Raw genomic sequence first — 23,922 nt, 5'->3', positions numbered from 1 at the left:
CTTAGGCGTGTAGAGGATGCAAGAAGGGGAAGACTTGCATAACATAACAATGAAGTTTGAATAGAGCTTTGCCTCTACAGAATGAGGAAAAATAGTCGACCTAATGACTGAAGCAGAGTCCCCCTCTTTGCTTCAGTTTTTTTATTCACTTTTTTCTGAATGATTGGAAAAATGATTGATATTTTACTTAATTTTGGTTTAGAATGAAATATAAACGCTTACAATTCGTTTATATTAAAGGGGGACAGGCACGATGAGTTTTGCTTTAATCAAGATGTGGTTTGCGCTTGGTTCAATGGGGCTCATGTTTTTAGCCGTTGTAACCATTTATTTGAGTAGGTTTAAGTTGAAGAGCCGATTTCTGAAAATAACAGCTTCGACTGTTGCGTACAGCTTGATGCTCATATCAGGTATCATTGTGTTTTTAGTTGTAGTTAGCGGGCCGGTCAATGAATAAAGAAAAAGGAAGAATGTGATGATCAAAGCAAAAATCAGTGTCATGCTGTTAACACTTATTTTACTTACGGGGTGCTTCTATCCAGAGAATCGCAAAGCTGAAAACCGCGTGCCATATAAAGAGCAGCTGCAAAGTGTGCAGACAGCGATTGAAGACTTTCAAAAAGCGACAAATGGCCTTTTACCGATTGAAACAAAAGAAGGCGACACACCTATTTATCAGAAGTATGTCATTGACTTTAAGCGTCTGTCACCAAGATATTTACACGATGTACCGTCGACATCTTTTGAAGGCGGGGGCGAATATATCTATGTCCTCACAGACGTCGAACAAAACCCAACGGTGAAACTGCTTGATGTCAAAATGACACAAACGATCAGTGAATTACGCCTGAGGATCAAAATATATCAAGATGAACATACATATCCGCCATATGGCAAAGTAGTATCCAAAGATTTATATACGTTAAATGAAAAAAAACTAGGGTTAAAAGCACCGCCTACAGTGACGAGCCCTGTCACGGGTGAATCACTTCCATTACTGATTTCCTCAAATGGCGAAATCTATGTTGACTATCGCAGTGATTTTGCCCAGATTTTGAAAAATACGAAACAAAAGCTGAAACCAGGTGAAAATATTCAAGATGTCTATTGGCAGGAAACTCCGTTTGTACCAGCGTTTTCTGTTCCATATACGATCAACAAAAAAGGTGAGCCGGCTTTTTTAGAAAAAAAGACGTCATAAACAAGAATGAACCTTTCTCCTCTGCATATAAATGAGGAGAAAGGTTTTTTTATGGCTAAACATACTCTCAAAACAAAAAAGGTGTCATATTCAAATAGGACAACGTCATACACATATATTGTCCTGACACCTTTCAAGCACCGTTTGATTGAAGTATAGAGTATTTTATTTGAAAACGAGGATAGCAAGTCCGGGAGGGGATCACTTGGAAAAAGTCGATATTTTCAAGGATATCGCTGAACGAACAGGAGGCGATATATATTTAGGAGTCGTTGGAGCTGTTCGTACAGGGAAATCTACGTTTATTAAAAAGTTTATGGAGCTCGTGGTGCTCCCGAATATCAATAATGAGGCAGACCGTGCAAGAGCACAGGATGAATTGCCGCAAAGCGCAGCAGGAAAAACCATTATGACCACAGAGCCAAAATTTGTGCCAAATCAAGCGGCATCCATTCACGTGAGTGACGGCCTGGATGTCAACATTAGGCTTGTCGATTGTGTAGGCTACACCGTGCCTGGTGCACGCGGGTATGAAGATGAAAATGGTCCGAGAATGATTAATACGCCGTGGTATGAAGAGCCAATCCCGTTTCATGAAGCAGCGGAAATTGGTACACGCAAGGTCATTCAAGAGCATTCAACCATTGGTGTTGTGATTACAACAGATGGATCAATTGGGGAAATCCCAAGACATGACTATATTGAATCAGAAGAACGTGTCATTGACGAACTCAAAGAAGTTGGAAAGCCTTTTATTATGGTGATCAACTCTGTGAGACCTTATCACCCTGAAACAGAAGCACTGCGGCAGGAGCTTAGTCAAAAATATGATATTCCTGTACTCGCGATGAGTGTCGAAAGTATGAGAGAACAAGACGTCCTCAGTGTACTTCGTGAAGCATTATATGAATTCCCAGTGCTTGAGGTGAATGTGAACCTGCCAAGCTGGGTCATGGTACTAAAAGAAGATCATTGGTTAAGAGAGAGTTATCAGGATTCAGTGAAAGAAACCGTCAAGGATATTAAGAGATTAAGAGATGTTGACCGAGTGGTAGGTCAGTTCAGTGAATTCGATTTTATCGAAAGAGCGGGCTTAGCAGGCATTGAAATGGGTCAAGGGATCGCAGAAATTGATCTGTATGCGCCGGATGATCTATATGATCATATCCTAAAAGAAGTGGTTGGTGTGGAAATTAGGGGCAAAGATCACCTTCTTGAGCTCATGCAAGATTTTGCACATGCGAAAACGGAGTATGATCAAGTGTCTGACGCTTTAAAAATGGTGAAGCAGACTGGTTATGGAATTGCGGCACCAGCTTTGTCGGATATGAGTTTAGATGAGCCGGAAATCATTAGGCAAGGATCAAGATTCGGCGTCAGATTAAAAGCAGTCGCGCCATCTATTCATATGATTAAGGTAGATGTAGAAAGTGAGTTTGCACCGATTATCGGAACAGAAAAACAAAGTGAAGAGCTCGTCCGATACTTAATGCAAGACTTTGAAGATGATCCGCTTTCTATCTGGAATTCCGATATATTTGGACGCTCACTCAGCTCGCTTGTCAGAGAAGGCATTCAAGCAAAACTTTCGCTAATGCCGGAAAATGCAAGGTATAAACTAAAGGAAACGCTTGAACGAATTATTAACGAAGGATCAGGCGGTCTGATCGCGATTATTCTATAGGATGTGAGACCTCTCATTGATGGGGGTCTTTTTTTGCGTGCGGGTGAAGTCATAAAAAGACAATTGTATAAAGATTAGTCAGATTCAGGCTGAAATTAGGAATATTCGTTCGCAAAAGTGCCCTTAATCCTTGACGAATAAGGATTCTTCCCTTTAAAATGCTTGATATGGTATTTCATATGTGTTAATCTACTTACAGAAAATCTTCACTTTGTTGGACAAACATTCCTTCAAAGAGAAGTTTTCTAATGAAAAGCCATGTATGACGCTTTCTAGACGCTCTTTTTTTCAAAAAAAGTGTATAGAAAGAAGATGAATTGTGAAGAAATGATAACAATCTATTGAATGCATATTTTTGGGAGGAGGTGAAAGGCATGAACAAGACAGAACTTATTAACGCGGTTGCTGAAGCAAGCGAGTTATCTAAAAAAGACGCGACAAAAGCAGTTGATTCTGTTTTTGATACAATTTTAGATGCACTTAAAAATGGTGACAAAATCCAACTTATTGGTTTTGGTAACTTTGAAGTACGTGAGCGTTCAGCTCGTAAAGGACGTAACCCACAAACTGGTGCAGAGATCGAAATCCCTGCAAGCAAAGTACCTGCTTTCAAACCAGGTAAAGCACTTAAAGACGCGGTGGCAGGTAAATAATCGTTATGTGTAATGATCCTATTGAAGGAGTTATACATATACAGTTTCACACTGGTCTAGAAAAGCCCCTTTGATAAGGGGCTTTTCCTTTTGAATCAAATGGTTTGTTTAGAACGCTCTCCTTTGCTTTTAGGATCTGAAGTGTGCTAGAATCTGAATGAAATGTAATCGCCTTTGGAGGATATAATACATGAGTGAAATAAATAAAGAATTAATCGAACACGCGGTACGCGATATATTAAAAGCAATCGGAGAAGATCCAGATCGTGAAGGACTTCTTGATACCCCAAAACGAGTAGCAAAAATGTATGAAGAAGTGTTCTCGGGATTAAATGAAGATCCAAAAGAACATTTTAAAACCATTTTTGGTGAAGATCATGAAGAACTTGTTCTTGTGAAAGATATTGCTTTTCATTCAATGTGTGAACACCATCTTGTGCCATTCTATGGCAAAGCCCATGTCGCTTATATTCCGCGCGGCGGAAAAGTAACGGGACTCAGCAAGCTGGCGAGAGCAGTAGAAGCCGTGGCAAAGCGCCCGCAGCTTCAGGAGCGCATTACATCAACGATTGCAGATAGTATGGTGGAAACTTTAAATCCACATGGTGTGATGATTGTCGTTGAAGCAGAGCATATGTGTATGACGATGCGCGGAGTGAAGAAGCCCGGCGCTAAAACAGTCACTTCAGCCGTACGCGGTACATTTGCAAATGATGCGGCAGCAAGAGCAGAAGTGCTTTCATTTATTAAAAACGACTAATCCATAGATGGAAGGTGAACAGATTGAGTGAAAATAAAGCATCTGATTTTGTGGTGATTAAAGCCATTGATAATGGTGTCAATGTGATCGGCTTAACTAGAGGTTCCGATACAAGATTTCACCATTCCGAAAAGCTCGATAAAGGTGAAGTCATTATCGCACAATTTACTGAGCACACATCAGCCATCAAAGTGCGGGGCGATGCTGTTATTCAAACAAGCTTCGGTGAAATTCAAAGCGAAGCAAAGAAATAACGCCCGACTATGCACTTGATAGCATGAAAGTCAGGCCTGATATGGTATAATAAATCTCTATACAATGTAGAGAGCTACATATGAAACTGTAATTTTTGGGACAAGGGTGATATCTTTGCAAGACATCTACGGAATTTTATCTAATCTGAATATAAAATTAAACAAAAAGCTTTCTCATCCTTATTTGGCGAAGCATTTGCGTGCGCCGCTCATCGATGAAGATAAGCTCCTTCTTTTTCATGCAATGTTTGATGAAGCTCAAATCGATGCTGAGAAAAAAGAAAATTATATTTTAACGGCGATGCTTGTGCAAATTGCCCTTGATACCCATGACGAAGTCACAACTGCTGCAGCCATCAAACAAGACGAGTTCAAAAATCGTCAGTTGACCATCCTAGCAGGAGACTATTTCAGCGGTCTCTATTACTCTCTTCTCTCTGACATGAAAGATATTTACATGATCCGTACTCTCGCCACGGCGATCAAAGAGATTAACGAACATAAAATTAGACTATATGATCGATCCATTCAAGATGCAGCCCACTTTTATAAAAGTGTTGCTACAGTAGAATCTGCGCTATTCCAAAGAATTTCTGAGCACTTTCAATTGACGCATTGGAATGAAATTGCAAGTCGCTTCCTTGTTTATAAACGTTTTATGAAACAAGCAGAAGACGACAAACATTTAAAACTTTTTTTGAACGATAGCTATACGGACGCCTATACATGTTTTGACAACTTTGAAAGTGAAGGCTATGAAAAGGCCAAACGATCAATTAAGGAGCATCTAGTTTCATCTCCGATCGTTCAAAAAGAGCTATTAAATCGCTTGGATCATATGAAAAATGAGCCTGCGTACCATCAGAAAGTGGAAGAAGGGTAAGTCATGCAGCAATCAAAAGAACAGCGAGTACACGGTGTATTTGAAAAAATTTATAAAAACTATGACCAAATGAACTCTGTCATTAGCTTTAAACAGCATAAAAAATGGCGCGATAAAACAATGAAGCTCATGAATGTTCAAAAAGGAGCCAAAGCACTAGATGTATGCTGCGGAACTGCCGATTGGACGATTGCGCTTGCAGACGCTGTTGGAGAAACAGGCGAGGTCAAAGGTCTTGACTTCAGTAAAAATATGCTGAGTGTTGGCGAAACGAAGGTGAAAACAGGCGGCTACAATCAAATTGAGCTGCTCCACGGCAATGCAATGGAGCTTCCTTTTGAGGACAACTCATTTGATTATGTAACAATCGGTTTTGGCCTTCGAAATGTCCCTGATTACTTAACAGTGCTAAAGGAAATGACACGAGTGGTAAAACCCGGTGGAATGGTTGTCTGCCTTGAAACATCACAGCCTGAGATGATTGGGTTTAAACAAGGATATTATGTCTATTTCAAATACATCATGCCGCTCTTTGGCAAGCTGTTTGCCAAAAGCTATCAGGAGTATTCATGGCTTCAAGAATCAGCCAAAACGTTCCCTGGCATGAAAGAACTGGCGTCTCTTTTTGAAGAGGCCGGTCTGTCTGATGTCTCGTATCATCCATTTACAGGCGGTGTAGCAGCAACACATATCGGAAAGAAGCTTTGAATAAACGATATTTGGGTGAAAATAATGAAACTAAAAGCAATGATTTCTTTTCTAAATCATGATATCGATATAATTGAAAAAGAGCTTGAACAAACCGTTCGCTCTGATTATGCATTATTAAGTGAAGCCGGTCTTCATTTGCTGCAAGCGGGCGGAAAACGAATCCGCCCCGTTTTTGTTCTCCTTTCAGGCATGTTTGGTGACTATGATATTAATAAAATTAAATATGTAGCCGTAGCGCTTGAATTAATCCACATGGCATCACTTGTCCATGACGATGTCATTGATGATGCAGAACTAAGAAGAGGGAAACCGACGATTAAAGCAAAATGGGACAACAGAATTGCGATGTACACGGGGGATTACTTATTTGCAAGGTCACTCGAGTACATGACGAAAATCAATCACCCAATGGCACATGAAATTTTGTCAAAAATGGTCGTCGAGCTCTGTCTTGGGGAAATAGAACAAGTCAAAGATAAATACAACATGGACCAAAACCTTCGTACATATTTAAGAAGAATTAAACGAAAAACAGCCTTGCTTATTGCAGGTAGCTGCCAATTAGGTGCGATTGCAGCTGGAACAGATGAAAAAACACATAAAGCCCTTTACTGGTTTGGGTACTATGTTGGTATGTCGTACCAGATCATTGATGATGTCCTTGATTTTACAGCAACTGAAGAAGAATTAGGTAAACCTGTTGGCGGGGACCTTTTACAAGGAAATGTCACTCTTCCCGTTTTATATGCGCTTCAGAACCCGACGTTAGAAGGTCAGTTGAAGCTGATCAATAGTGAAACGACGGAAAAGCAGCTGAAACCTGTGATTGAACATCTTAAACAAACAGATGCGATCGACCGTTCCATTCGAGTGAGTGAAATGTATTTGAAAAAAGCATTTGAACAGCTCGATCAACTTCCGCGCGGGCGGGCTAAATCTTCATTAGCGTCGATTGCAAAATATATTGGTAAACGAAAATTCTGATCAACGTTTCGTTGATTGGTTTTTTTGTGAAATTTTTTGTCAAAAATTGATTATTATAAAAAAAAATGATACGATCACTTTGTAACAATGTAAGCCTATACATACATAACGACGGGGTGGAAAACGTATATGGACAAAACATTTCTTATGGTCAAACCTGATGGTGTGGAAAGACAATTAATCGGTGAAATTGTGTCAAGATTCGAAAAAAAGGGGCTTCAGCTTGTTGGAGCAAAGCTCATGAGCATTCCAAAAGAAGTAGCAGAAACACATTACGGAGAGCATAAAGAAAAACCATTTTTCGGTGAATTGGTTGACTTTATTACGTCAGGACCTGTATTTGCGATGGTATGGCAAGGTGAACAAGTCGTAGACGTAACAAGGCAGATAATTGGAAAGACAAATCCGAAGGAAGCGCTTCCAGGAACAATAAGAGGCGACTATGGATTAACTGTTGGCAAAAACATTATCCATGGCTCAGACTCACCAGAAAGTGCCGAAAGAGAAATCAACCTGTTCTTCAAACAAGAAGAACTGACAAACTGGGATCAAACGATCTCAAGCTGGATTTATTAATGTTCAAGCCAAAGTGTTCATCAAATGATCACTTTGGCTTTTTTATATTGAGATTTCTATCCGAATTTTCGCATGAGATGATACAAATTTATGATAAAAACAGCTATACTAGGACAAAGATAGATGAGACAGGAGAGGACATTGATGGATCAGTATCAAGTATTTGTTGGGAAATGGAAAAAACTAACTGGGGTAGATCTGAATTTATATAAAGAAGCACAAATGAAACGAAGATTAACATCTCTTTATGATAAAAAAGGATATAAAGATTTTGAGGCATTTGCGTCTGCTCTTGAAAAGGACAAAGCGCTATTAGATGAAACGATGGATCGAATGACGATCAATGTGTCAGAATTTTACCGAAATTATCAGCGCTGGGAAGTACTTGATCAAAAAATCCTGCCGCTGCTTTCAAAAAACAGCGGCACCCTAAAAATATGGAGTGCAGCTTGCTCTACTGGAGAAGAGCCATATACACTCTCAATGTTGCTATCAAGCCATCCGCTTGTGAAGGACTTCCAAATTATTGCAACGGATATAGATGATAAAGTCCTGCAATCTGCGCAAAAAGGAAGATATCATGAACGATCTTTGCAAGAGGTGCCAGATCAAATCAAGCAAAAATATTTCACCAAAGAAGATTCTTCATTTTACACGGTGAAGGATGAGATTCGAAAGCACATTCAATTTAAGAAACACAACCTTTTAGCAGATCCATATGAAAAACAGCTGGATCTCATCGTGTGCAGAAATGTCCTCATCTACTTTACAGAAGAGGCGAAAGAAGAAATTTACTTAAAAATGAGCAGCAGTTTAAAGCAAAACGGCGTATTATTTGTTGGTTCTACAGAACAAATTTTTCACCCAGAAAAGTTTGGACTAACCTCTGCTGATACTTTCTTTTATCAAAAGAAGGGGTAGTAGCTGACTTTTTAGTAGGAAGTGTGTTATTATAGTTTTACTTAAAAGCGTTAATGCGATGAAGGGAGAATAAGTCATGAGGTACTTAACAGCAGGTGAATCACATGGTCCACAACTGACCACAATTATTGAAGGAGTTCCAGCGGGACTTTACATAGAGCAGGATGACATCAATTATGAACTGGCTAGAAGACAAAAAGGTCATGGCCGCGGAAGAAGAATGCAGATTGAAAAAGACCAAGCGAAAGTGTTAAGTGGAGTCCGCCACGGGAAAACATTAGGTTCTCCTATTGCACTTGTTGTTGAAAATAATGATTGGAAGCACTGGACAAAGGTCATGGGTGCAGAGCCAATTACTGAAGAAGAAGAGAGTGAAATGAAGCGTCAAATCTCTCGTCCAAGACCAGGGCATGCGGATTTAAATGGTGCGATTAAATATGGTCACCGTGATATGAGAAACGTATTAGAGCGCTCATCAGCACGCGAGACAACGGTTCGTGTAGCAGCAGGTGCAGTAGCGAAACAAATTTTGGCTCACCTTGGAATCAAAGTGGCTGGTCACGTCCTTGAAATTGGTGGAGTAAAAGCTTCCCATACCGCTTATGCATCTATTGAAGATTTGCAAAAAGTAACAGAAGAATCACCTGTTCGCTGCTATGACAGTGAAGCTGGTCAAAAAATGATGGATGCCATTGACGAAGCGAAGAAAAACGGCGATTCAATTGGTGGTATTGTCGAAGTCATCGTTGAAGGGATGCCAGTTGGGGTCGGCAGCTATGTGCACTATGACCGCAAACTGGATAGCAAGCTTGCAGGCGCAGTACTGAGTATCAACGCTTTTAAAGGGGTTGAATTCGGTATTGGCTTTGAGGCGGCTTCTAAAAATGGCAGTGAAGTTCATGATGAAATCATCTGGGATGAAGAAAAAGGCTATACGAGAAAAACAAACCGTTTAGGTGGTCTTGAAGGCGGAATGTCAACTGGCATGCCAATCGTCGTAAGAGGGGTTATGAAACCAATCCCAACCTTATACAAACCATTGCAAAGCGTGGATATTGAAACAAAAGAACCTTTCTCTGCAAGTATTGAGCGTTCTGACAGCTGTGCTGTTCCAGCCGCAAGTGTTGTAGCAGAAGCAGTCGTTGCATGGGAAATCGCCAATGCAGTGGTTGAGCAGTTTGGTCTTGATCAAATTGACCGCATTAAAGAAAATGTGGACAAAATGCGCCAGCTTCAGAGGGAGTTTTAATGAAAACACTGGAAGTGAAGACGTCTTCAGCCACTTATCCTGTATATATCGGTGATGGGATTAGACAAAATATCGTAGACTTGATTACTTCCACTGGGCGATCCTACACGAAGCTCTTCATCGTGACAGATTCAGCCGTCGATGCCCTTTATGGAGATGAAATGGTTCAATTACTTAAACAGAAATGGTCTGTACAAAAAGTAGTGGTGCCAAACGGAGAACAATCAAAATCTTTTGCGCAGTTTGAGCAGATTCATACGAAAGCCATCCAATTTCAACTCGACCGCTCCTCATGCATCATTGCATTAGGCGGCGGGGTGATTGGAGACTTGGCTGGCTTTGCTTCTGCCACTTATATGAGAGGCATTGATTTTATTCAAGTACCGACCACGCTGCTTGCACATGATAGTGCAGTCGGCGGAAAAACCGGAATCAATCATCCGCTCGGCAAAAATTTAATTGGTGCGTTTCATCAACCGGCTGCTGTCATTTATGATACAAGTATGCTAGAGACACTCTCACCAATAGAGCTGAGATCAGGCTTTGCAGAAGTGATAAAACATGCACTGATTTCAAGTGAAGTCTTTTTATCAGAACTGATGTCCATTCGTTCGTTGACAGAATTATCAAAGGATGAACTGGCACATATGCTTTATCAAGGGATTCAAGTGAAGGCATCCATTGTTCAAGAAGATGAAAAAGAACAAGGTGTGCGGGCATACTTGAATTTAGGTCATACACTAGGGCATGCCATTGAAGCGGAGTATGGATACGGTGCGATCACGCATGGAGATGCCATTGCAATTGGCATGCAGTTTGCTTTATATGTCAGTGAAAAAGAGCAAGGACTCAGCCTAGATCGTGAGAAACTTAAATTGTGGATGAAAGAACTAGGGTTCCCAGTACAAGTCACACAAACGATTTCAACCAAAACATTTGTCGATCGCATGATTGGTGATAAGAAGGCAAGAGGCGGGAGTGTTCAGTTTGTTTTGCTAAAACAAGTTGGAGACGTCACCCTGCAATCTTTCACAAAAGATGAGCTGTATCACTGGCTCGAAGAATGGAAACGGGAGGAGGGCTGTCTATGATGTTTCGCGGGATACGCGGGGCTACAACTGTGACAGAAGATACAGAAACAGAAGTGTTAACCAAAACGAAGCAGCTGCTAGAAGCGATCATTTCAAAAAATCAAGTAGATCCAGAGCGTGTCGTGCAGATCTTGATTTCAGCTACACAAGATATTCACTCTGTTTTTCCAGCAAAAGCACTCAGGCAGTTTGAAGGATGGACCTATGTGCCTGTTACTTGTATGCAAGAGCTTGACATTGATGGAGGTCTAAAGAAGTGTATTCGCGTTTTAATGACCGTTCAGACAGATGTCAAGCAGGAAGACATCCAGCACGTATACTTGGAAGAGGCTGTCACGCTTCGGCCTGATTTACAGTTGACAAAAAACAAGGAATTATAATACGATATGAACAGCCGAAGTTTACACACAGGTGTGAACGGCATTGCAAGCTTAGAGAAGATGAGAATGAGACTAGGGTAGTTGAGATGAGTAGAGTTGAGCAGAGATACGATACTTCTATTTAATCATACTGCCTAAAAGAGCGAAGCCTCTTTTAGGCTTATTTCGTATACTCAAACAAATCCTCAAGATGTCCCCTCATTCTCCTTAATTCCATTTAAGGAGTGTGCTTATGAAATCCCAATCAAACCTTACCCAATTTTTAAGAGACAGTCAGTTTTACAAAACCATCCCGATTGTTGAAACCATTACAGTTGATACGCTCTCACCCATTCAAATTGTTGAGAAACTGAAACAGGATATTGTGTATTTGCTAGAAAGCAAAGACGAATCTTCTAGCTGGTCGAGATATTCCTTTATCGGATTACATCCTTTTTTAACATTACATGACGAGCAAGACCATTATATTGCTCGTGACGCTGCGGGAAAGTCAGTGATGCAAAAAGCGGAGCTGAAAGAGTTGCTTGACTGGATGAAAGAGCAATATCAAATCAAGACACCTGAAATTGATATCCCATTTACTGGCGGAGCCGTAGGGTACTTAAGTTACGACCTCATTCCCAACATTGAGCCGTCTGTCAAGCCGCATCCGAATGCATCAACAACAGATAATTGCACATTATTTGTTTGCCAAACAATGATCGCATTTGATCACGAAACAAACCAAGTTCATTTTATTCAGTACACGCAGCTGAACGGTCATGAAACAGAGGAAGAAAAAATTCTGGTTTATCGAGAAAATCAAAAGCAGCTTGAACTGATGATACAGCAGCTTCATACAAAAATTGATATGAAAGAACTGATTATCTCAGGGAATATGAATGAACCCCCTTCGTTTGAACAGGTGACGTCTACCTATGAAAAAGCAAAATTTTTAAAGGATGTCGAAAAAATCAAGGAGTATATTCGAGCGGGTGATATCTTCCAGGGTGTACTTTCTCAGCGTTTTGACATTCCAGTGACAGTGAGCTCATTTGAATTATATCGTGTGCTTCGGATCGTCAATCCATCACCGTATATGTATTTTATGAAATTAAAAGATCGAGACTTAGTCGGAAGCTCGCCAGAACGATTAATCCATGCGAAAAACGGACACTTAGAAATCCATCCAATTGCTGGTACAAGAAAACGAGGAATGACAAAAGAAGAAGATGATGCACTAGCAAGAGAGTTACTCGATGATGAAAAAGAAAAAGCAGAACATTACATGCTGGTGGATCTGGCTCGAAATGATGTGGGACGTGTGGCAGAATACGGCAGTGTGTCTGTCCCAACTTTTACAAAAGTCGTGAATTTTTCGCACGTCATGCACATTATTTCTATTGTGACAGGGAAGCTGAAGCAGGATACACATCCAGTAGACGCACTTATGTCCGCTTTTCCAGCAGGCACATTGACAGGCGCCCCAAAAATTAGGGCGATGCAATTATTAAACGAAATGGAGCCTGAGCCAAGAGAGACGTATGGCGGCTGTATTGCCTATATTGGTTTCGACGGCAATATCGATTCCTGTATTACCATTCGCACAATGAGCGTCAAACATCAGACTGCTTCTATACAAGCAGGTGCCGGCATTGTAGCTGATTCCGTTCCAGAAAACGAATGGGAAGAGACATGTAATAAGGCAGGAGCACTTCTAAAAGCCATTCAGCTTGCTGAACATATTTTCTCAGAAAAGGAGAGTGTGCCAAATGAATCAACGACTATCAGCTCTTGTTAATGGAGGAAAACTATCAGAAAAAGAAGCGAATGACCTGATGCATGATATGATGAGCGGCTCGTTAACAGATGCTGAAGTCGCTGCTAGTCTATCTATTTTAGCGCATCGAGGAGAAACCGCTGAAGAAATGACAGGCTTCGTGAAAGCCATGAGGCAGCATGCAGCACCAGTAGAAAGGTCACTTGATGTTGTTGATACGTGCGGGACAGGAGGCGACGGTTTATCAACATTTAATATATCAACAGCCGCTGCCATCGTTGCTTCGGCTGCTGGGGCGAAAATCGCCAAGCACGGAAATCGTTCCGTCTCCTCTAAAAGCGGGAGTGCTGACGTGCTAGAATGTCTTGGTATTCAAATTCAATCCACACCTGAAGAAACAAGACGGCAAATACAGCAGAAAAACATGGGCTTTTTATTTGCACCGCTCTATCATTCTTCTATGAAACAAGTAGCCACCGTACGCAAGCAGCTCGGATTTCGGACGGTATTTAACTTATTAGGACCGCTTTGCCACCCGATGCAGGCCAAAAAGCAAATCATCGGTGTGTATGCAAAGGAAAAGGCAAAGCTTATGGCGAAAGCTCTTGCTCCTTTAGAGCCAGAACATGTCCTGTTTGTTTGCGGAGATGATGGGCTGGATGAATTAACCATTACAGCAAATTCATACATCATTGAACTCAAAAAAGGTGTCATGACAGAATATACGTTAAACCCAGAAGACTTCGGACTTGAAAAAGGGCATTTATCAGACATTCAGGTCCAATCACCAGAAGAAAGCGCCAAATTGATTCAGAATATATTGAATTATCAAGCGGGTGGAGCACCGCTTCATATTACAGCTCTTAATGCTGGGGCCGCATTATATGTGGCAGGAAAAGCAGAGAGTCTGATGGCAGGCACAATGAAAGCATTAGAAACGATCAAAAATGGATCAGCTAAAGAACAATTAGCCCGTCTAAAACAAAAAACGAAAGAGGAAGAGATCTATGCTTAATCAAATTATCGCCCGTAAAAAAGAACATGTGCAAACCTTGCAATTACCTGAGGAAGGACATTATGAAAGACAATCATTTAAAGAAGCCCTTATGAATCCTCACCGCTCGATCGGACTGATTGCTGAGGTGAAAAAAGCGTCTCCTTCCAAAGGCATCATTCAGCCTCATTTTGATCCTTTACAGACAGCAAAAGCATACGAAGCATCAAATGCAGATTGTTTATCTGTCTTAACGGATGAACCGTTTTTCCAAGGGAAAAACGAATATTTGTCTCTTATTAAAGAACACATCACACGTCCTATTTTAAGAAAAGATTTCATTATTGACTCTATACAAGTAGAAGAATCGAAACGGATAGGGGCAGATGCCATTTTATTAATCGGAGAGGTACTTGAGCCGCAAAAGCTGTATGAGCTCTATACAGAAGCGAAAGAAAAAGGACTGGATGTCCTCGTTGAAGTACATGCAGCACATACACTAGAAAAGATCTTACACCTATTTACTCCTGAGATTATCGGTGTGAACAACCGGAATCTCAATACGTTTACAACAACTGTTGAACAAACAAAAGAGATCGCGCCACTTGTTCCAAAAGACGTATTACTAGTAAGTGAAAGCGGGATAAAGACATTTGATGATCTGACCTTTGTGAAACAGCACGGAGCAAATGCCGTTCTTGTTGGTGAATCTTTAATGAGGGAACAATCACAGGAGAAAGCCGTTCAGGCATTGTTCGGAGAATGAAGAAAAGTAAGCCTTACTTAAAATATTGCGGGGCTGTCTCACAAGAGGATGTCGCATGCATCTCGCAATCTCAAGCGGATGCCATCGGTTTTATTTTTGCGCCGAGTAAAAGACGAGTTGATCCAGATCAAGTGAAACACTGGCTGTCAAAAGTAAAATGCAAAAAAGAGATAGTGGGGGTATTTGTGAATGAAAAAACACCAAAAGTGTGCGAGATCACAAACAACCTCCCCTTAGATATTGTGCAGCTTCATGGCGATGAGACGCCAGAAGATGCAAGCGACATCAAACAACAAACGAAGGCGCTCGTTTGGAAAGTGTTCCATCACGAGCCCGATGTAAACGACACACTTGAACATATGACGGCATTTGCTCCAAGTGTCGACGGCTTTCTCATTGATGCGAAAGTAAAAGGCATGAGAGGCGGTTCTGGAACAGCTTTTGCATGGGAGGCGGTGCCTTCATATGTTCAGCATGCAAAACAACTGGGGAAAACTTGCGCCATTGCTGGCGGGATCACGCCAGACACCATAATAGATCTGCTTGCTTTTGGTCCAGACGCCATAGACCTTTCAAGCGGTATAGAAGAAAACGGGAAGAAAAGCAGTACAAAGATGAAAGTGCTCGAAGAAAGGATGTTGAACCATGTACGCATATCCAAATGAGATTGGCAGATATGGAGAATTTGGAGGGAAATTCGTTCCTGAAACGCTCATGCAGCCACTAGAAGAGATCGAACAAGCTTTTCGTGAATTAAAAGAAGACCCTGCTTTTCAAAAGGAATATATATCGCTTTTGAAAAACTATTCAGGCAGACCAACTGCACTCACATACGCTGATCAATTATCGGCATATCTCGGCGGTGCTAAAATCTATTTAAAAAGAGAAGATTTAAACCATACAGGCGCTCATAAAATTAACAATGCGCTTGGGCAGGCACTGCTAGCGAAAAAAATGGGAAAATCAAATATCATCGCCGAAACAGGAGCAGGTCAGCACGGTGTAGCTGCTGCAACGGTGGCCGCAAAATTCGGTTTATCCTGCACTGTATTTATGGGAAAAGAAGATGTGGAAAGACAATCACTCAATGTGTTCCGAATGAAACTGCTCGGCGCTGAAGTCATACCTGTCACAAGCGGGAACGGAACATTAAAGGATGCAACCAATGAAGCCATCCGCTATTGGGTCCAGCATTGCAGTGACCACTTTTATATGATCGGCTCAGTCGTTGGACCTCATCCGTATCCTCAAATCGTCAGTGAATTTCAGCGGATGATCGGAGATGAGGCGAAAGCGCAGATACTTGAAAAGGAAGGGCAGCTTCCTCATAAAGTCGTTGCCTGTGTTGGCGGAGGGAGCAATGCGATAGGAATGTACCGGGCGTTCTTAGATGAAGAGGTCGATATCATTGGTGTAGAAGCTGCTGGGAAAGGAATCGACACTCCGCTTCATGCAGCGACCATCACGAAAGGGACAAAAGGTGTCATACATGGATCTTTGACATACTTGATTCAAGATGAATTTGGTCAAATTATTGAGCCTTATTCGATTTCAGCTGGATTAGACTATCCGGGGATCGGGCCAGAGCATGCGTATTTGCATGCGAGCGGCCGGGTTCAATATGTGAGTGCGACAGATCAAGAAGCACTAGATGCGTTAAAGCTGCTCACAGAAAAAGAAGGAATCCTGCCAGCGATCGAATCTGCACATGCTTTAGCGAAAGCGTTTGAAATGAGCCAGAACATGAGTGAAGACGACATTGTTCTTGTCTGCTTGTCAGGCAGAGGAGATAAGGACGTGCATACATTAATGAATGTGCTTGAAAGTGAGGGTGAAACAAAATGATCACATTTCAATTAGAGCAAGGTCAGAAATTATTTATTCCATTTATTATAGCGGGTGATCCATCAGAAGAGATCACCATTGATTTAGCCCTCACGCTTCAAGCAGCAGGGGCACATGCGATTGAACTAGGTGTTCCGTATTCCGATCCGTTAGCGGACGGCCCCGTCATTCAAAGAGCTTCTAAAAGAGCACTTCATCATGGTATGAATATCGTAAAAGCGATAGAATTAGCAGGAAAGATGAAAAAAAACGGCGTAAAAATTCCTGTAATTCTATTTACGTATTATAATCCTGTGTTACAATTAGACACAGAATACTTTTTCGCTTTACTGCGCAAAAATCATATTTCGGGGCTCTTAACACCCGACTTGCCTTTTGAAGAGAGTAGCGAGCTGCAGAAGAACTGTCAAGTACACGACATTTCATATATATCACTCGTTGCACCAACAAGCAAGGAACGATTAGAAAAAATTGTAGAGCAGGCAGAAGGTTTTGTGTATTGTGTTTCATCTCTCGGCGTCACAGGTGTCAGACAATCTTTCGACGCATCGATTACAGATTTTATTCAACAAGTAAAACAGTTGAGTCAAATACCAGTTGCTGTAGGTTTTGGTATTTCAACAAGAGAACAAGTAGACTCAATGAATAAAATGAGTGATGGTGTCGTTGTCGGCAGTGCGCTTGTCAAAAAAATTGAAGAGCTTCAAGAACAATTAGTAGCAAGTGATACACGCCAAGAGGCTTTAAGAGAATTTGAAACATATGCAAAAACATTTAGTCCCCTCTATTCATTCAAATGAGGTGAAACATTTTGCAAATCAAAGATCAATTAAAACAGCTAAAACCGTATCAACCTGGGAAACCAATTGAAGAGGTCAAAAAAGAATATCAATTAGACAAAATTGTGAAATTGGCTTCAAATGAAAACCCTTTTGGATGTTCCACACATGCAAGAGAGGCCATACAAGCTGAACTTGAACATTTAGCGATTTATCCAGACGGATACAGCGCAAGTTTAAGAACGGAACTGGCTGAGTTTCTTCAAGTAAATGAAAAACAATTAATATTCGGGAATGGCTCAGATGAACTTGTGCAAATTATTGCTAGGGCATTCCTTGATCAACATACAAATACGGTGATCCCATCTCCGTCATTCCCGCAATACCGTCACAATGCAGTGATTGAGCATGCAGAGATTAGAGAAGTACCACTTCTAAATGGAGGAGCTCATGATCTAAAGGGAATGCTGAATGCGGTGGATGACAACACAAAAGTCGTTTGGGTGTGTAACCCGAACAATCCGACAGGAAATCATTTGTCAGAGTCTGAGCTCGTATCGTTTTTAGATCAAGTGCCTGCTCACGTGCTTGTCGTTCTAGATGAAGCATATTTTGAATATGTTCGCGCGGAAGACTTTCCGAACAGTTTATCTCTATTAAAAGCCTATCAAAATGTCATTGTACTGCGCACGTTCTCTAAAGCATATGGACTTGCGGCACTTCGAGTAGGTTATGGGGTTGCCTCAGAGGAGTTGATTACTGCCATTGAACCTGCGAGAGAGCCTTTTAATACAAGTCGTATCGCTCAGGCAGCTGCACGTGCAGCCATTAAAGATCAAGACTTTATTCAATCGTGCAGACAAAAAAATGAAGCAGGTCTCAAACAATATCAAGATTTTGCAGACCGTTTTGGATTATTTATCTATCCATCTCAAACAAACTTTGTGCTGATTGATTTTAAAAGAGACGCAGATGAGCTGTTCAATGCACTTTTGAAAAAGGGCTATATCGTTCGATCTGGTCAAGCTCTCGGATTCCCAACCTCTTTACGTATTACTGTTGGAACAAAGGAGCAAAATGAAGAAATCCTAACTACACTTGCCGATTTATTACAAGGCATTCGTGCGTAGCATAACAATGAAGTCATATCCTGTTTATGGGATATGGCTTTCGTTGTAACTCATCCAATATACATATAAGCTATTGAAACAGCTTGTTTAATTTACGCGAAAAATCAGGTGATGAACATGAATGAAGCAAACGAAACCATATTAATCGCTGGGCTTGGTTTAATTGGTGGTTCTATTGCACTGTCGATTAAAAAAGAATTTCCACATAAAAAAATTGTAGGCTATGATGTCTCTAAAGAACAAATGATTGCTGCAACAAAACTAGGAATCATCGACGCGACTGCTGAGTCCTTGATGGAAGGCTTAAAAGCATCAGCAACGATTATTTTGGCAACGCCAGTACAACAAACCGTCAAAATGTTAAGTGATATTGCGGCATCTGGAATTGAAAGAGAGCTCACGATTACGGATGTAGGGAGCACAAAGCAAAAGGTCGTTCATTTTGCTGAAAAAACGTTGCCTGATCATTACCAATTTATTGGCGGGCATCCGATGGCAGGGTCTCATAAATCAGGTGTCATTGCAGCGAAAGACTTTTTATTTGAAAATGCATTCTACATTTTAACGCCAGCAAAAGTAACAAGTCGTCAAGCTGTTGACCGTTTGAAGGATCTACTGAAGGGAACCAATGCTCATTTCATTGAAATGACACCCGAAGAACATGATGCTGTGACAAGTGTGATTAGTCACTTTCCACACATCGTCGCTGCCAGTCTTGTGCATCAAGCGCATCATTTTGAAGAAGAATTTCCTCTTGTAAAACGGTTTGCTGCTGGAGGCTTTCGAGATATTACCCGTATTGCATCAAGTAATCCTGCAATGTGGCGCGATATCCTTTTGCACAATAAAAACAAGATTTTAGACCGATTTAATGAATGGAAAAAAGAGATTGACCGCATTGAATCCTTTGTGCAACAAGAAGATGCTGAGGGGTTATTCTCTTATTTCCAAGAGGCCAAGGAATATCGCGACGGCCTGCCTCTGAGGAAAAAAGGAGCGATCCCTGCTTTTTATGATCTTTATGTCGATGTGCCGGATCATCCTGGTGTAATTTCGGAAATTACTGGATATCTAGCAAATGAAAACATTAGTATTACAAATATCCGTATTATTGAAACGCGAGAAGACATTAACGGGATTTTACGTATTAGTTTTCAAACAGATGACGATCGAAAGCGGGCAGAACTCTGTATAAAAAATAGAGCAAATTACGATACATTTTATGCTGATTGAGGTGAGGAACATGAAAATTCATAAAAGTGCTCCTATGAATGGAGAAATTCATATTCCAGGAGATAAATCCATTTCTCATAGATCTGTGATGTTTGGCGCTATTGCTGATGGGACTACAGTAGTAAAAAACTTTCTTCCTGGCGCTGATTGTTTAAGCACGATTGATTGTTTTAGAAAAATGGGTGTCGACATCGAACAAAAAGGTACAGATGTTGTCATTCATGGTAAGGGACTAAAAGGACTTAAAGAGCCGAGCGATATTCTCGATGTTGGTAACTCTGGCACGACCATTCGTTTAATGATGGGAATCTTGGCTGGCTGTGAGTTCCACAGTACGCTGATCGGAGACGAAAGTATTGCCAAAAGACCGATGAAACGGGTAACAGGTCCGTTAAGACAATTAGGAGCCAAGATCGATGGTAGAGCAAATGGCGAGTATACACCGCTTTCTATACGTGGGGGTAATTTAAAAGCTATCTCTTATGAGTCTCCAGTTGCCAGTGCCCAGATTAAGTCGGCTGTCCTTCTAGCTGGACTGCAGGCAGAAGGAACAACGACGTTAACTGAACCGCATAAATCAAGAGACCATACCGAAAGAATGTTATCAATGTTTGGTGTCTCGCTACATGAAGATGCACAAAGTGTTTCAATTGAAGGTGGACAAACGTTAAAAGCAACAGATGTATTTGTCCCTGGAGATATTTCTTCAGCTGCATTTTTCTTAGTGGCTGGATCTATCGTTCCAAACAGCCGGATTGTATTGAGAAATGTCGGTTTGAACAAAACGAGAACTGGTATAATAGATGTGCTAAAACAAATGGGTGCAGACCTCGACATTCAAGAAGTGGATGCTAAAGGCGGAGAACCGTACGGTGATTTAACGATCTCTACCTCTTCATTAAAAGGGATCGACATTTCAGGTGATATGATCTCTAGACTCATCGACGAAATTCCTATTATTGCGCTCCTAGCTACTCAAGCAGAAGGAACAACGATCATTAAAGATGCCGCTGAATTAAAAGTGAAAGAAACCAATCGGATTGATACAGTCGTTTCAGAACTTAAAAAACTAGGTGCTCATATTGAAGCAACAGATGATGGAATGAAGATTCATGGTAAAACGAGCCTTAAAGGCGGCGCAGTCGTCTCAAGCTACGGAGATCATCGAATTGGTATGATGTTAGGAATTGCGGCATGTATAACAGAGCAAGCAATCGAGATTGAAGATACAGATGCAGTACGTGTATCTTACCCAAATTTCTTTGAACACATTGAATACTTAACGCAAACAGTCTGAGGATTTCCTCAGGCTTTTTCTTTCCTTTTGCATATTTGAAAGAACTATAGCATAGCTTGTCTCAAGGTGAAACCTTGAAAAAGAGCATTTTGCTGATTCAAAAACAATTTTTTAGCGTATTCGGTTTACAAATCATCAGTTTAGTAAAGTATTGATTGAAAAAGAGTCTTCAAAACACAAAAATGGCTTCATGTTAAAAGAGCAACATATTTGCTGGATATGCAGCTGTCGATTATGATATGAAGTAACAACAGTTTAGGTTTTTGGAAACAGAAAGGAACGGTTTGATTTGAATAGTTCATTACAAGAAGCCATAAAATTAGTTGAGGCGGGTGAGACTGAAAAGGGACTCCAAACACTTGCTCAAGCAGAGAAGCATCTTCATGATGAAGAAAAAGCGCAGGCAGCTCAGTTATATTATGACTGGGGAGATATTGATAAAGCACGGAATCTCATTAGTGATTTACATGATTTATATCCAGAAGAAACAGGATTAACCTGTTTTTATGCAGAGCTGTTAATAGACTCTGATGAAGAAGAGAAGGCAATAGCAGTTCTTGAAACGATTCCTGAAGATGACGATGCGTATCCAGAGAGTTTATTGTTAATGGCAGATTTGTATCAAATGCAAGGACTATTTGAAGTTAGTGAACAAAAGCTTTTAAAAGCGAAAGAGTTACTACCTCATGAAGCCGTCATTGATTTTGCTTTAGGGGAATTGTATTTTTCTCAAGGTCTTTCAAAGAAAGCGTCCGACTATTTCTACAAAGTGGCCGATCAACAAAATGAAATTGGTGGTGTCAATGTATATCAGCGGCTCGCTGAATCATTAAGCACAGCTGGAGAATTTGAAGATGCCCTTGAATGGTATGAAAAGGCTGTAAAGGATCAAGTGGATCCAAATACACTTTTTGGCTACGGATTTACAGCGATGAGGGCTGGCAGAACGAAAACGGCTATTCAGCAGCTCTCTGAACTAAAAGATATTGATCCTTCGTATTCGTCACTTTATATGCCTTTAGCCAAAAGCTATGAGGAAGAAGGACTATATCATGAAGCTTTAGAGATAGTAAAAGAAGGAATTAAAGTGGATGAGTATAACAAAGAGTTATACTTATATGGGGCAAAGATTGATTTAAAAAATGGCCATTCGGAAGATGCGAAAAAATTGCTTCAAGAAGCACTTGCTCTTGATCCAGGATATATTGAAGCGGTTCAAACGCTGCTTGCGATCTATTTAAATGAAGAGCTGTTTGATGAAATTCTGGATGTGATTAAAGAGGTTAAAAGCTTTGGGGAAGAAGATCCAAAATGGAATTGGTATGCTGCTTCTGCTTCTGTCGGACGAGAAGAATACGATGAAGCCGCTGAGTATTTCAAACTTGCTCTGCCTGATTTTGATGAGGAACGTGACTTTTTATATGAATATGCTTCGTTCCTTTTAGAAGAAGGTAGACAAAAAGAAGCCTTGCCGTTATTACGAAAAGTTCTTCAGAAAGATGGCACGAATGAAGAAATTGAAGAAACGATTTTAAGAATTGAAGACGAAATTTCCTTATAGTTTGCAGGAATGAAGAACTGGTTTGTTGAATAATTCATGTATAGAAATTTAATTTACGATAGAGGAGGGAATAACATGCAGACCCCTGTTTCTGTCAATGAAAAGAAGGAATTTATCCGGTGGTTCTTAAACCATTATCAGTTAAAGCGAAGAGAGTGTGTTTGGATATTAAATTATTTAATGAGTCACGACTCTTTGATGGAAAAGGTTCATTTTGTAGAGCAAGCAGAATTTTGCCCAAGGGGAATTATTATGTCAACACACTGTGTGGATGAAGTTCCCTTTAGATTTTATAAAGAAAATATCATGACGACAGATGCAGAAAAATCATTTCATGATATTCGTTTGAATAAACAGCAAGATTTGTTTATTCAATTGAATTTCCGATCTGCATATCGTTCGCCGGAATATGCCGCTGTACTTGAAACAAATCCTCATATTCCTAAAGATCTTTATGAAAATGAAAAAGATAAAGATCTTGCTGAGAAAGTGCTAGAGCATTCTATCGCTACTTTCCAAAAAGAACGGCTGATGAAAGAAATCGATGAAGCGCTTGACCGTCATGATCAAGAAACATTTAATAAGTTAGCAAAAGAATTAAGCCTATTATCATAAACCAAGCCAATAAGCCTTGCCCTATACAGGCAGGGCTTATGTGATGAAAGAGGGGAACTAGATGAAGTTTCAGGCGGAGGACGCGGATCTCTTTTTACAATCTAAAGATTACATTGATACCGCTATCATTCCATTAGTTGGGATAAATGCAAGCCATATCAAACAAACCGTGTCTTTAGGTGAGTTTACAATGCTTGTGGCTGAGGATCTTGAAAGGCAACTGAAAGGCAGAGTGTTTCTTTTTCCTCCATATACATATTTAGAAGTAAATAATCGTAAGCAAGAAGACATACTTGCACTAAAACAATCATTGCAAGAACATTTTCAGCATGTTGTGTTTATCACATCTGATAACAAATGGAAAGAACAGCTAGAAGTGAGCGAATCGGCATTTATATTGCAGTCTGTTCCGCTTGAGCATTTAAAGGTCAATTTAAAGCAAAAAGTCATTCAAGACAGTGTAGAACAAATTTTGAACTTTTTGTTACAAAAATGGAACCCTTCATAAAAACCCTTACATTTGCATTGTACATAGCTTTTTAGGCTGTTGACCTTGTGAATAGATTGATATATTATGAGGGTGTCCTAGTTTTATG

Annotated in this window: 26 protein-coding genes; all 26 read left to right on the top strand. The window is 40.5% G+C overall.

The features are described 5' to 3' along the window. The first annotated feature begins 253 nt into the window (after positions 1-253). Positions 254-457: a DUF2768 domain-containing protein gene (locus NST73_RS10735; protein WP_024718503.1), complete on the top strand. Its 204-nt coding sequence runs from the start codon at positions 254-256 to the stop codon at positions 455-457. A gap of 18 nt (positions 458-475) precedes the next feature. Next, positions 476-1,201, top strand: a complete 726-nt coding sequence (locus NST73_RS10730) for a hypothetical protein (RefSeq protein WP_342499088.1) — start codon at positions 476-478, stop codon at positions 1,199-1,201. 205 nt (positions 1,202-1,406) lie between these two features. Next, on the top strand, positions 1,407-2,885 hold the full coding sequence (spoIVA, locus tag NST73_RS10725) for a stage IV sporulation protein A (protein WP_008344534.1): 1,479 nt from the start codon (positions 1,407-1,409) through the stop codon (positions 2,883-2,885). Between the two features lie 374 nt (positions 2,886-3,259). After that, positions 3,260-3,538, top strand: a complete 279-nt coding sequence (hbs, locus tag NST73_RS10720; protein WP_003215863.1) for a non-specific DNA-binding protein Hbs — start codon at positions 3,260-3,262, stop codon at positions 3,536-3,538. A gap of 190 nt (positions 3,539-3,728) precedes the next feature. Beyond that, complete coding sequence (gene folE, locus NST73_RS10715; protein ID WP_003215789.1) at positions 3,729-4,298, top strand: GTP cyclohydrolase I FolE; 570 nt, start codon at positions 3,729-3,731, stop codon at positions 4,296-4,298. A 23-nt stretch (positions 4,299-4,321) separates the two neighbouring features. Further along, positions 4,322-4,552: a trp RNA-binding attenuation protein MtrB gene (gene mtrB / locus NST73_RS10710; protein ID WP_008344541.1), complete on the top strand. Its 231-nt coding sequence runs from the start codon at positions 4,322-4,324 to the stop codon at positions 4,550-4,552. Between the two features lie 115 nt (positions 4,553-4,667). Then, on the top strand, positions 4,668-5,435 hold the full coding sequence (locus NST73_RS10705; protein ID WP_024718505.1) for a heptaprenyl diphosphate synthase component 1: 768 nt from the start codon (positions 4,668-4,670) through the stop codon (positions 5,433-5,435). Between the two features lie 3 nt (positions 5,436-5,438). Continuing rightward, positions 5,439-6,143, top strand: a complete 705-nt coding sequence (locus NST73_RS10700; RefSeq protein ID WP_007500957.1) for a demethylmenaquinone methyltransferase — start codon at positions 5,439-5,441, stop codon at positions 6,141-6,143. A 24-nt stretch (positions 6,144-6,167) separates the two neighbouring features. Further along, entirely contained in the window at positions 6,168-7,130 is a 963-nt protein-coding gene (gene hepT, locus NST73_RS10695) for a heptaprenyl diphosphate synthase component II (protein WP_024718506.1), read from the top strand. 129 nt (positions 7,131-7,259) lie between these two features. Next, a complete protein-coding gene (gene ndk / locus NST73_RS10690) occupies positions 7,260-7,706 on the top strand; it encodes a nucleoside-diphosphate kinase (RefSeq protein ID WP_003216015.1) in 447 nt (148 codons plus the stop codon). 144 nt (positions 7,707-7,850) lie between these two features. Further along, positions 7,851-8,627 (top strand): protein-glutamate O-methyltransferase CheR, encoded by a 777-nt coding sequence (locus NST73_RS10685; protein WP_008344547.1) that lies wholly within the window; start codon positions 7,851-7,853, stop codon positions 8,625-8,627. Positions 8,628-8,703: 76 nt separating this feature from the next. Further along, a complete protein-coding gene (gene aroC / locus NST73_RS10680; RefSeq protein ID WP_039165734.1) occupies positions 8,704-9,876 on the top strand; it encodes a chorismate synthase in 1,173 nt (390 codons plus the stop codon). Further along, complete coding sequence (gene aroB / locus NST73_RS10675) at positions 9,876-10,967, top strand: 3-dehydroquinate synthase (protein ID WP_342499087.1); 1,092 nt, start codon at positions 9,876-9,878, stop codon at positions 10,965-10,967. The genes aroC and aroB overlap by 1 nt, the downstream gene beginning before the upstream one ends. Beyond that, positions 10,964-11,347, top strand: a complete 384-nt coding sequence (gene aroH, locus NST73_RS10670) for a chorismate mutase (RefSeq protein WP_008344549.1) — start codon at positions 10,964-10,966, stop codon at positions 11,345-11,347. The genes aroB and aroH overlap by 4 nt, the downstream gene beginning before the upstream one ends. A 232-nt stretch (positions 11,348-11,579) precedes the next feature. Beyond that, entirely contained in the window at positions 11,580-13,127 is a 1,548-nt protein-coding gene (gene trpE, locus NST73_RS10665) for an anthranilate synthase component I (protein WP_072368270.1), read from the top strand. Continuing rightward, the gene (gene trpD, locus NST73_RS10660; RefSeq protein WP_326112936.1) at positions 13,099-14,121 is read left to right on the top strand and encodes an anthranilate phosphoribosyltransferase; all 1,023 of its coding nucleotides are present in this window, start codon (positions 13,099-13,101) and stop codon (positions 14,119-14,121) included. Before trpE ends, trpD begins: the two co-directional genes overlap by 29 nt. Continuing rightward, positions 14,114-14,866 (top strand): indole-3-glycerol phosphate synthase TrpC, encoded by a 753-nt coding sequence (gene trpC / locus NST73_RS10655; protein ID WP_024718509.1) that lies wholly within the window; start codon positions 14,114-14,116, stop codon positions 14,864-14,866. The genes trpD and trpC overlap by 8 nt, the downstream gene beginning before the upstream one ends. Beyond that, positions 14,863-15,531 (top strand): phosphoribosylanthranilate isomerase, encoded by a 669-nt coding sequence (locus tag NST73_RS10650; protein ID WP_178930296.1) that lies wholly within the window; start codon positions 14,863-14,865, stop codon positions 15,529-15,531. Before trpC ends, NST73_RS10650 begins: the two co-directional genes overlap by 4 nt. Then, on the top strand, positions 15,512-16,711 hold the full coding sequence (gene trpB, locus NST73_RS10645; protein ID WP_007500937.1) for a tryptophan synthase subunit beta: 1,200 nt from the start codon (positions 15,512-15,514) through the stop codon (positions 16,709-16,711). Before NST73_RS10650 ends, trpB begins: the two co-directional genes overlap by 20 nt. Then, positions 16,708-17,511 (top strand): tryptophan synthase subunit alpha, encoded by an 804-nt coding sequence (trpA, locus tag NST73_RS10640; protein ID WP_342499086.1) that lies wholly within the window; start codon positions 16,708-16,710, stop codon positions 17,509-17,511. The genes trpB and trpA overlap by 4 nt, the downstream gene beginning before the upstream one ends. An 11-nt stretch (positions 17,512-17,522) precedes the next feature. Next, a complete protein-coding gene (hisC, locus tag NST73_RS10635) occupies positions 17,523-18,620 on the top strand; it encodes a histidinol-phosphate transaminase (RefSeq protein ID WP_342499085.1) in 1,098 nt (365 codons plus the stop codon). A 117-nt stretch (positions 18,621-18,737) separates the two neighbouring features. Further along, positions 18,738-19,853: a prephenate dehydrogenase gene (locus NST73_RS10630; protein WP_039165713.1), complete on the top strand. Its 1,116-nt coding sequence runs from the start codon at positions 18,738-18,740 to the stop codon at positions 19,851-19,853. A gap of 10 nt (positions 19,854-19,863) precedes the next feature. Then, the gene (gene aroA / locus NST73_RS10625; RefSeq protein ID WP_024718513.1) at positions 19,864-21,150 is read left to right on the top strand and encodes a 3-phosphoshikimate 1-carboxyvinyltransferase; all 1,287 of its coding nucleotides are present in this window, start codon (positions 19,864-19,866) and stop codon (positions 21,148-21,150) included. Between the two features lie 289 nt (positions 21,151-21,439). Next, positions 21,440-22,711: a tetratricopeptide repeat protein gene (locus tag NST73_RS10620; protein ID WP_268373056.1), complete on the top strand. Its 1,272-nt coding sequence runs from the start codon at positions 21,440-21,442 to the stop codon at positions 22,709-22,711. 75 nt (positions 22,712-22,786) lie between these two features. After that, positions 22,787-23,326: a ReoY family proteolytic degradation factor gene (locus NST73_RS10615; RefSeq protein ID WP_008344562.1), complete on the top strand. Its 540-nt coding sequence runs from the start codon at positions 22,787-22,789 to the stop codon at positions 23,324-23,326. 61 nt (positions 23,327-23,387) lie between these two features. Next, on the top strand, positions 23,388-23,834 hold the full coding sequence (locus NST73_RS10610) for a YpiF family protein (protein ID WP_024718515.1): 447 nt from the start codon (positions 23,388-23,390) through the stop codon (positions 23,832-23,834). The last annotated feature ends 88 nt before the right edge of the window (positions 23,835-23,922 follow it).

The sequence above is a fragment of the Bacillus sp. FSL W7-1034 genome (genome assembly GCF_038593365.1).
Taxonomy (GTDB): domain Bacteria; phylum Bacillota; class Bacilli; order Bacillales; family Bacillaceae; genus Bacillus; species Bacillus altitudinis.
Note: the sequence above shows the minus strand (reverse complement) of the source record. Positions and strands in the feature narration are given on the sequence as shown.

What these genes read in the sequence shown, in the direction of transcription:
- NST73_RS10735 (WP_024718503.1), top strand. Translation starts at nt 254, where the DNA reads ATGAGTTTTGCTTTAATCAAGATGTGGTTTGCGCTTGGTTCAATGGGG.
- NST73_RS10730 (WP_342499088.1), top strand. Translation starts at nt 476, where the DNA reads ATGATCAAAGCAAAAATCAGTGTCATGCTGTTAACACTTATTTTACTT.
- hbs (WP_003215863.1), top strand. Translation starts at nt 3,260, where the DNA reads ATGAACAAGACAGAACTTATTAACGCGGTTGCTGAAGCAAGCGAGTTA.
- folE (WP_003215789.1), top strand. Translation starts at nt 3,729, where the DNA reads ATGAGTGAAATAAATAAAGAATTAATCGAACACGCGGTACGCGATATA.
- NST73_RS10700 (WP_007500957.1), top strand. Translation starts at nt 5,439, where the DNA reads ATGCAGCAATCAAAAGAACAGCGAGTACACGGTGTATTTGAAAAAATT.
- hepT (WP_024718506.1), top strand. Translation starts at nt 6,168, where the DNA reads ATGAAACTAAAAGCAATGATTTCTTTTCTAAATCATGATATCGATATA.
- ndk (WP_003216015.1), top strand. Translation starts at nt 7,260, where the DNA reads ATGGACAAAACATTTCTTATGGTCAAACCTGATGGTGTGGAAAGACAA.
- NST73_RS10685 (WP_008344547.1), top strand. Translation starts at nt 7,851, where the DNA reads ATGGATCAGTATCAAGTATTTGTTGGGAAATGGAAAAAACTAACTGGG.
- aroC (WP_039165734.1), top strand. Translation starts at nt 8,704, where the DNA reads ATGAGGTACTTAACAGCAGGTGAATCACATGGTCCACAACTGACCACA.
- aroB (WP_342499087.1), top strand. Translation starts at nt 9,876, where the DNA reads ATGAAAACACTGGAAGTGAAGACGTCTTCAGCCACTTATCCTGTATAT.
- aroH (WP_008344549.1), top strand. Translation starts at nt 10,964, where the DNA reads ATGATGTTTCGCGGGATACGCGGGGCTACAACTGTGACAGAAGATACA.
- trpE (WP_072368270.1), top strand. Translation starts at nt 11,580, where the DNA reads ATGAAATCCCAATCAAACCTTACCCAATTTTTAAGAGACAGTCAGTTT.
- trpD (WP_326112936.1), top strand. Translation starts at nt 13,099, where the DNA reads ATGAATCAACGACTATCAGCTCTTGTTAATGGAGGAAAACTATCAGAA.
- trpC (WP_024718509.1), top strand. Translation starts at nt 14,114, where the DNA reads ATGCTTAATCAAATTATCGCCCGTAAAAAAGAACATGTGCAAACCTTG.
- NST73_RS10650 (WP_178930296.1), top strand. Translation starts at nt 14,863, where the DNA reads ATGAAGAAAAGTAAGCCTTACTTAAAATATTGCGGGGCTGTCTCACAA.
- trpB (WP_007500937.1), top strand. Translation starts at nt 15,512, where the DNA reads ATGTACGCATATCCAAATGAGATTGGCAGATATGGAGAATTTGGAGGG.
- trpA (WP_342499086.1), top strand. Translation starts at nt 16,708, where the DNA reads ATGATCACATTTCAATTAGAGCAAGGTCAGAAATTATTTATTCCATTT.
- NST73_RS10630 (WP_039165713.1), top strand. Translation starts at nt 18,738, where the DNA reads ATGAATGAAGCAAACGAAACCATATTAATCGCTGGGCTTGGTTTAATT.
- aroA (WP_024718513.1), top strand. Translation starts at nt 19,864, where the DNA reads ATGAAAATTCATAAAAGTGCTCCTATGAATGGAGAAATTCATATTCCA.
- NST73_RS10615 (WP_008344562.1), top strand. Translation starts at nt 22,787, where the DNA reads ATGCAGACCCCTGTTTCTGTCAATGAAAAGAAGGAATTTATCCGGTGG.
- NST73_RS10610 (WP_024718515.1), top strand. Translation starts at nt 23,388, where the DNA reads ATGAAGTTTCAGGCGGAGGACGCGGATCTCTTTTTACAATCTAAAGAT.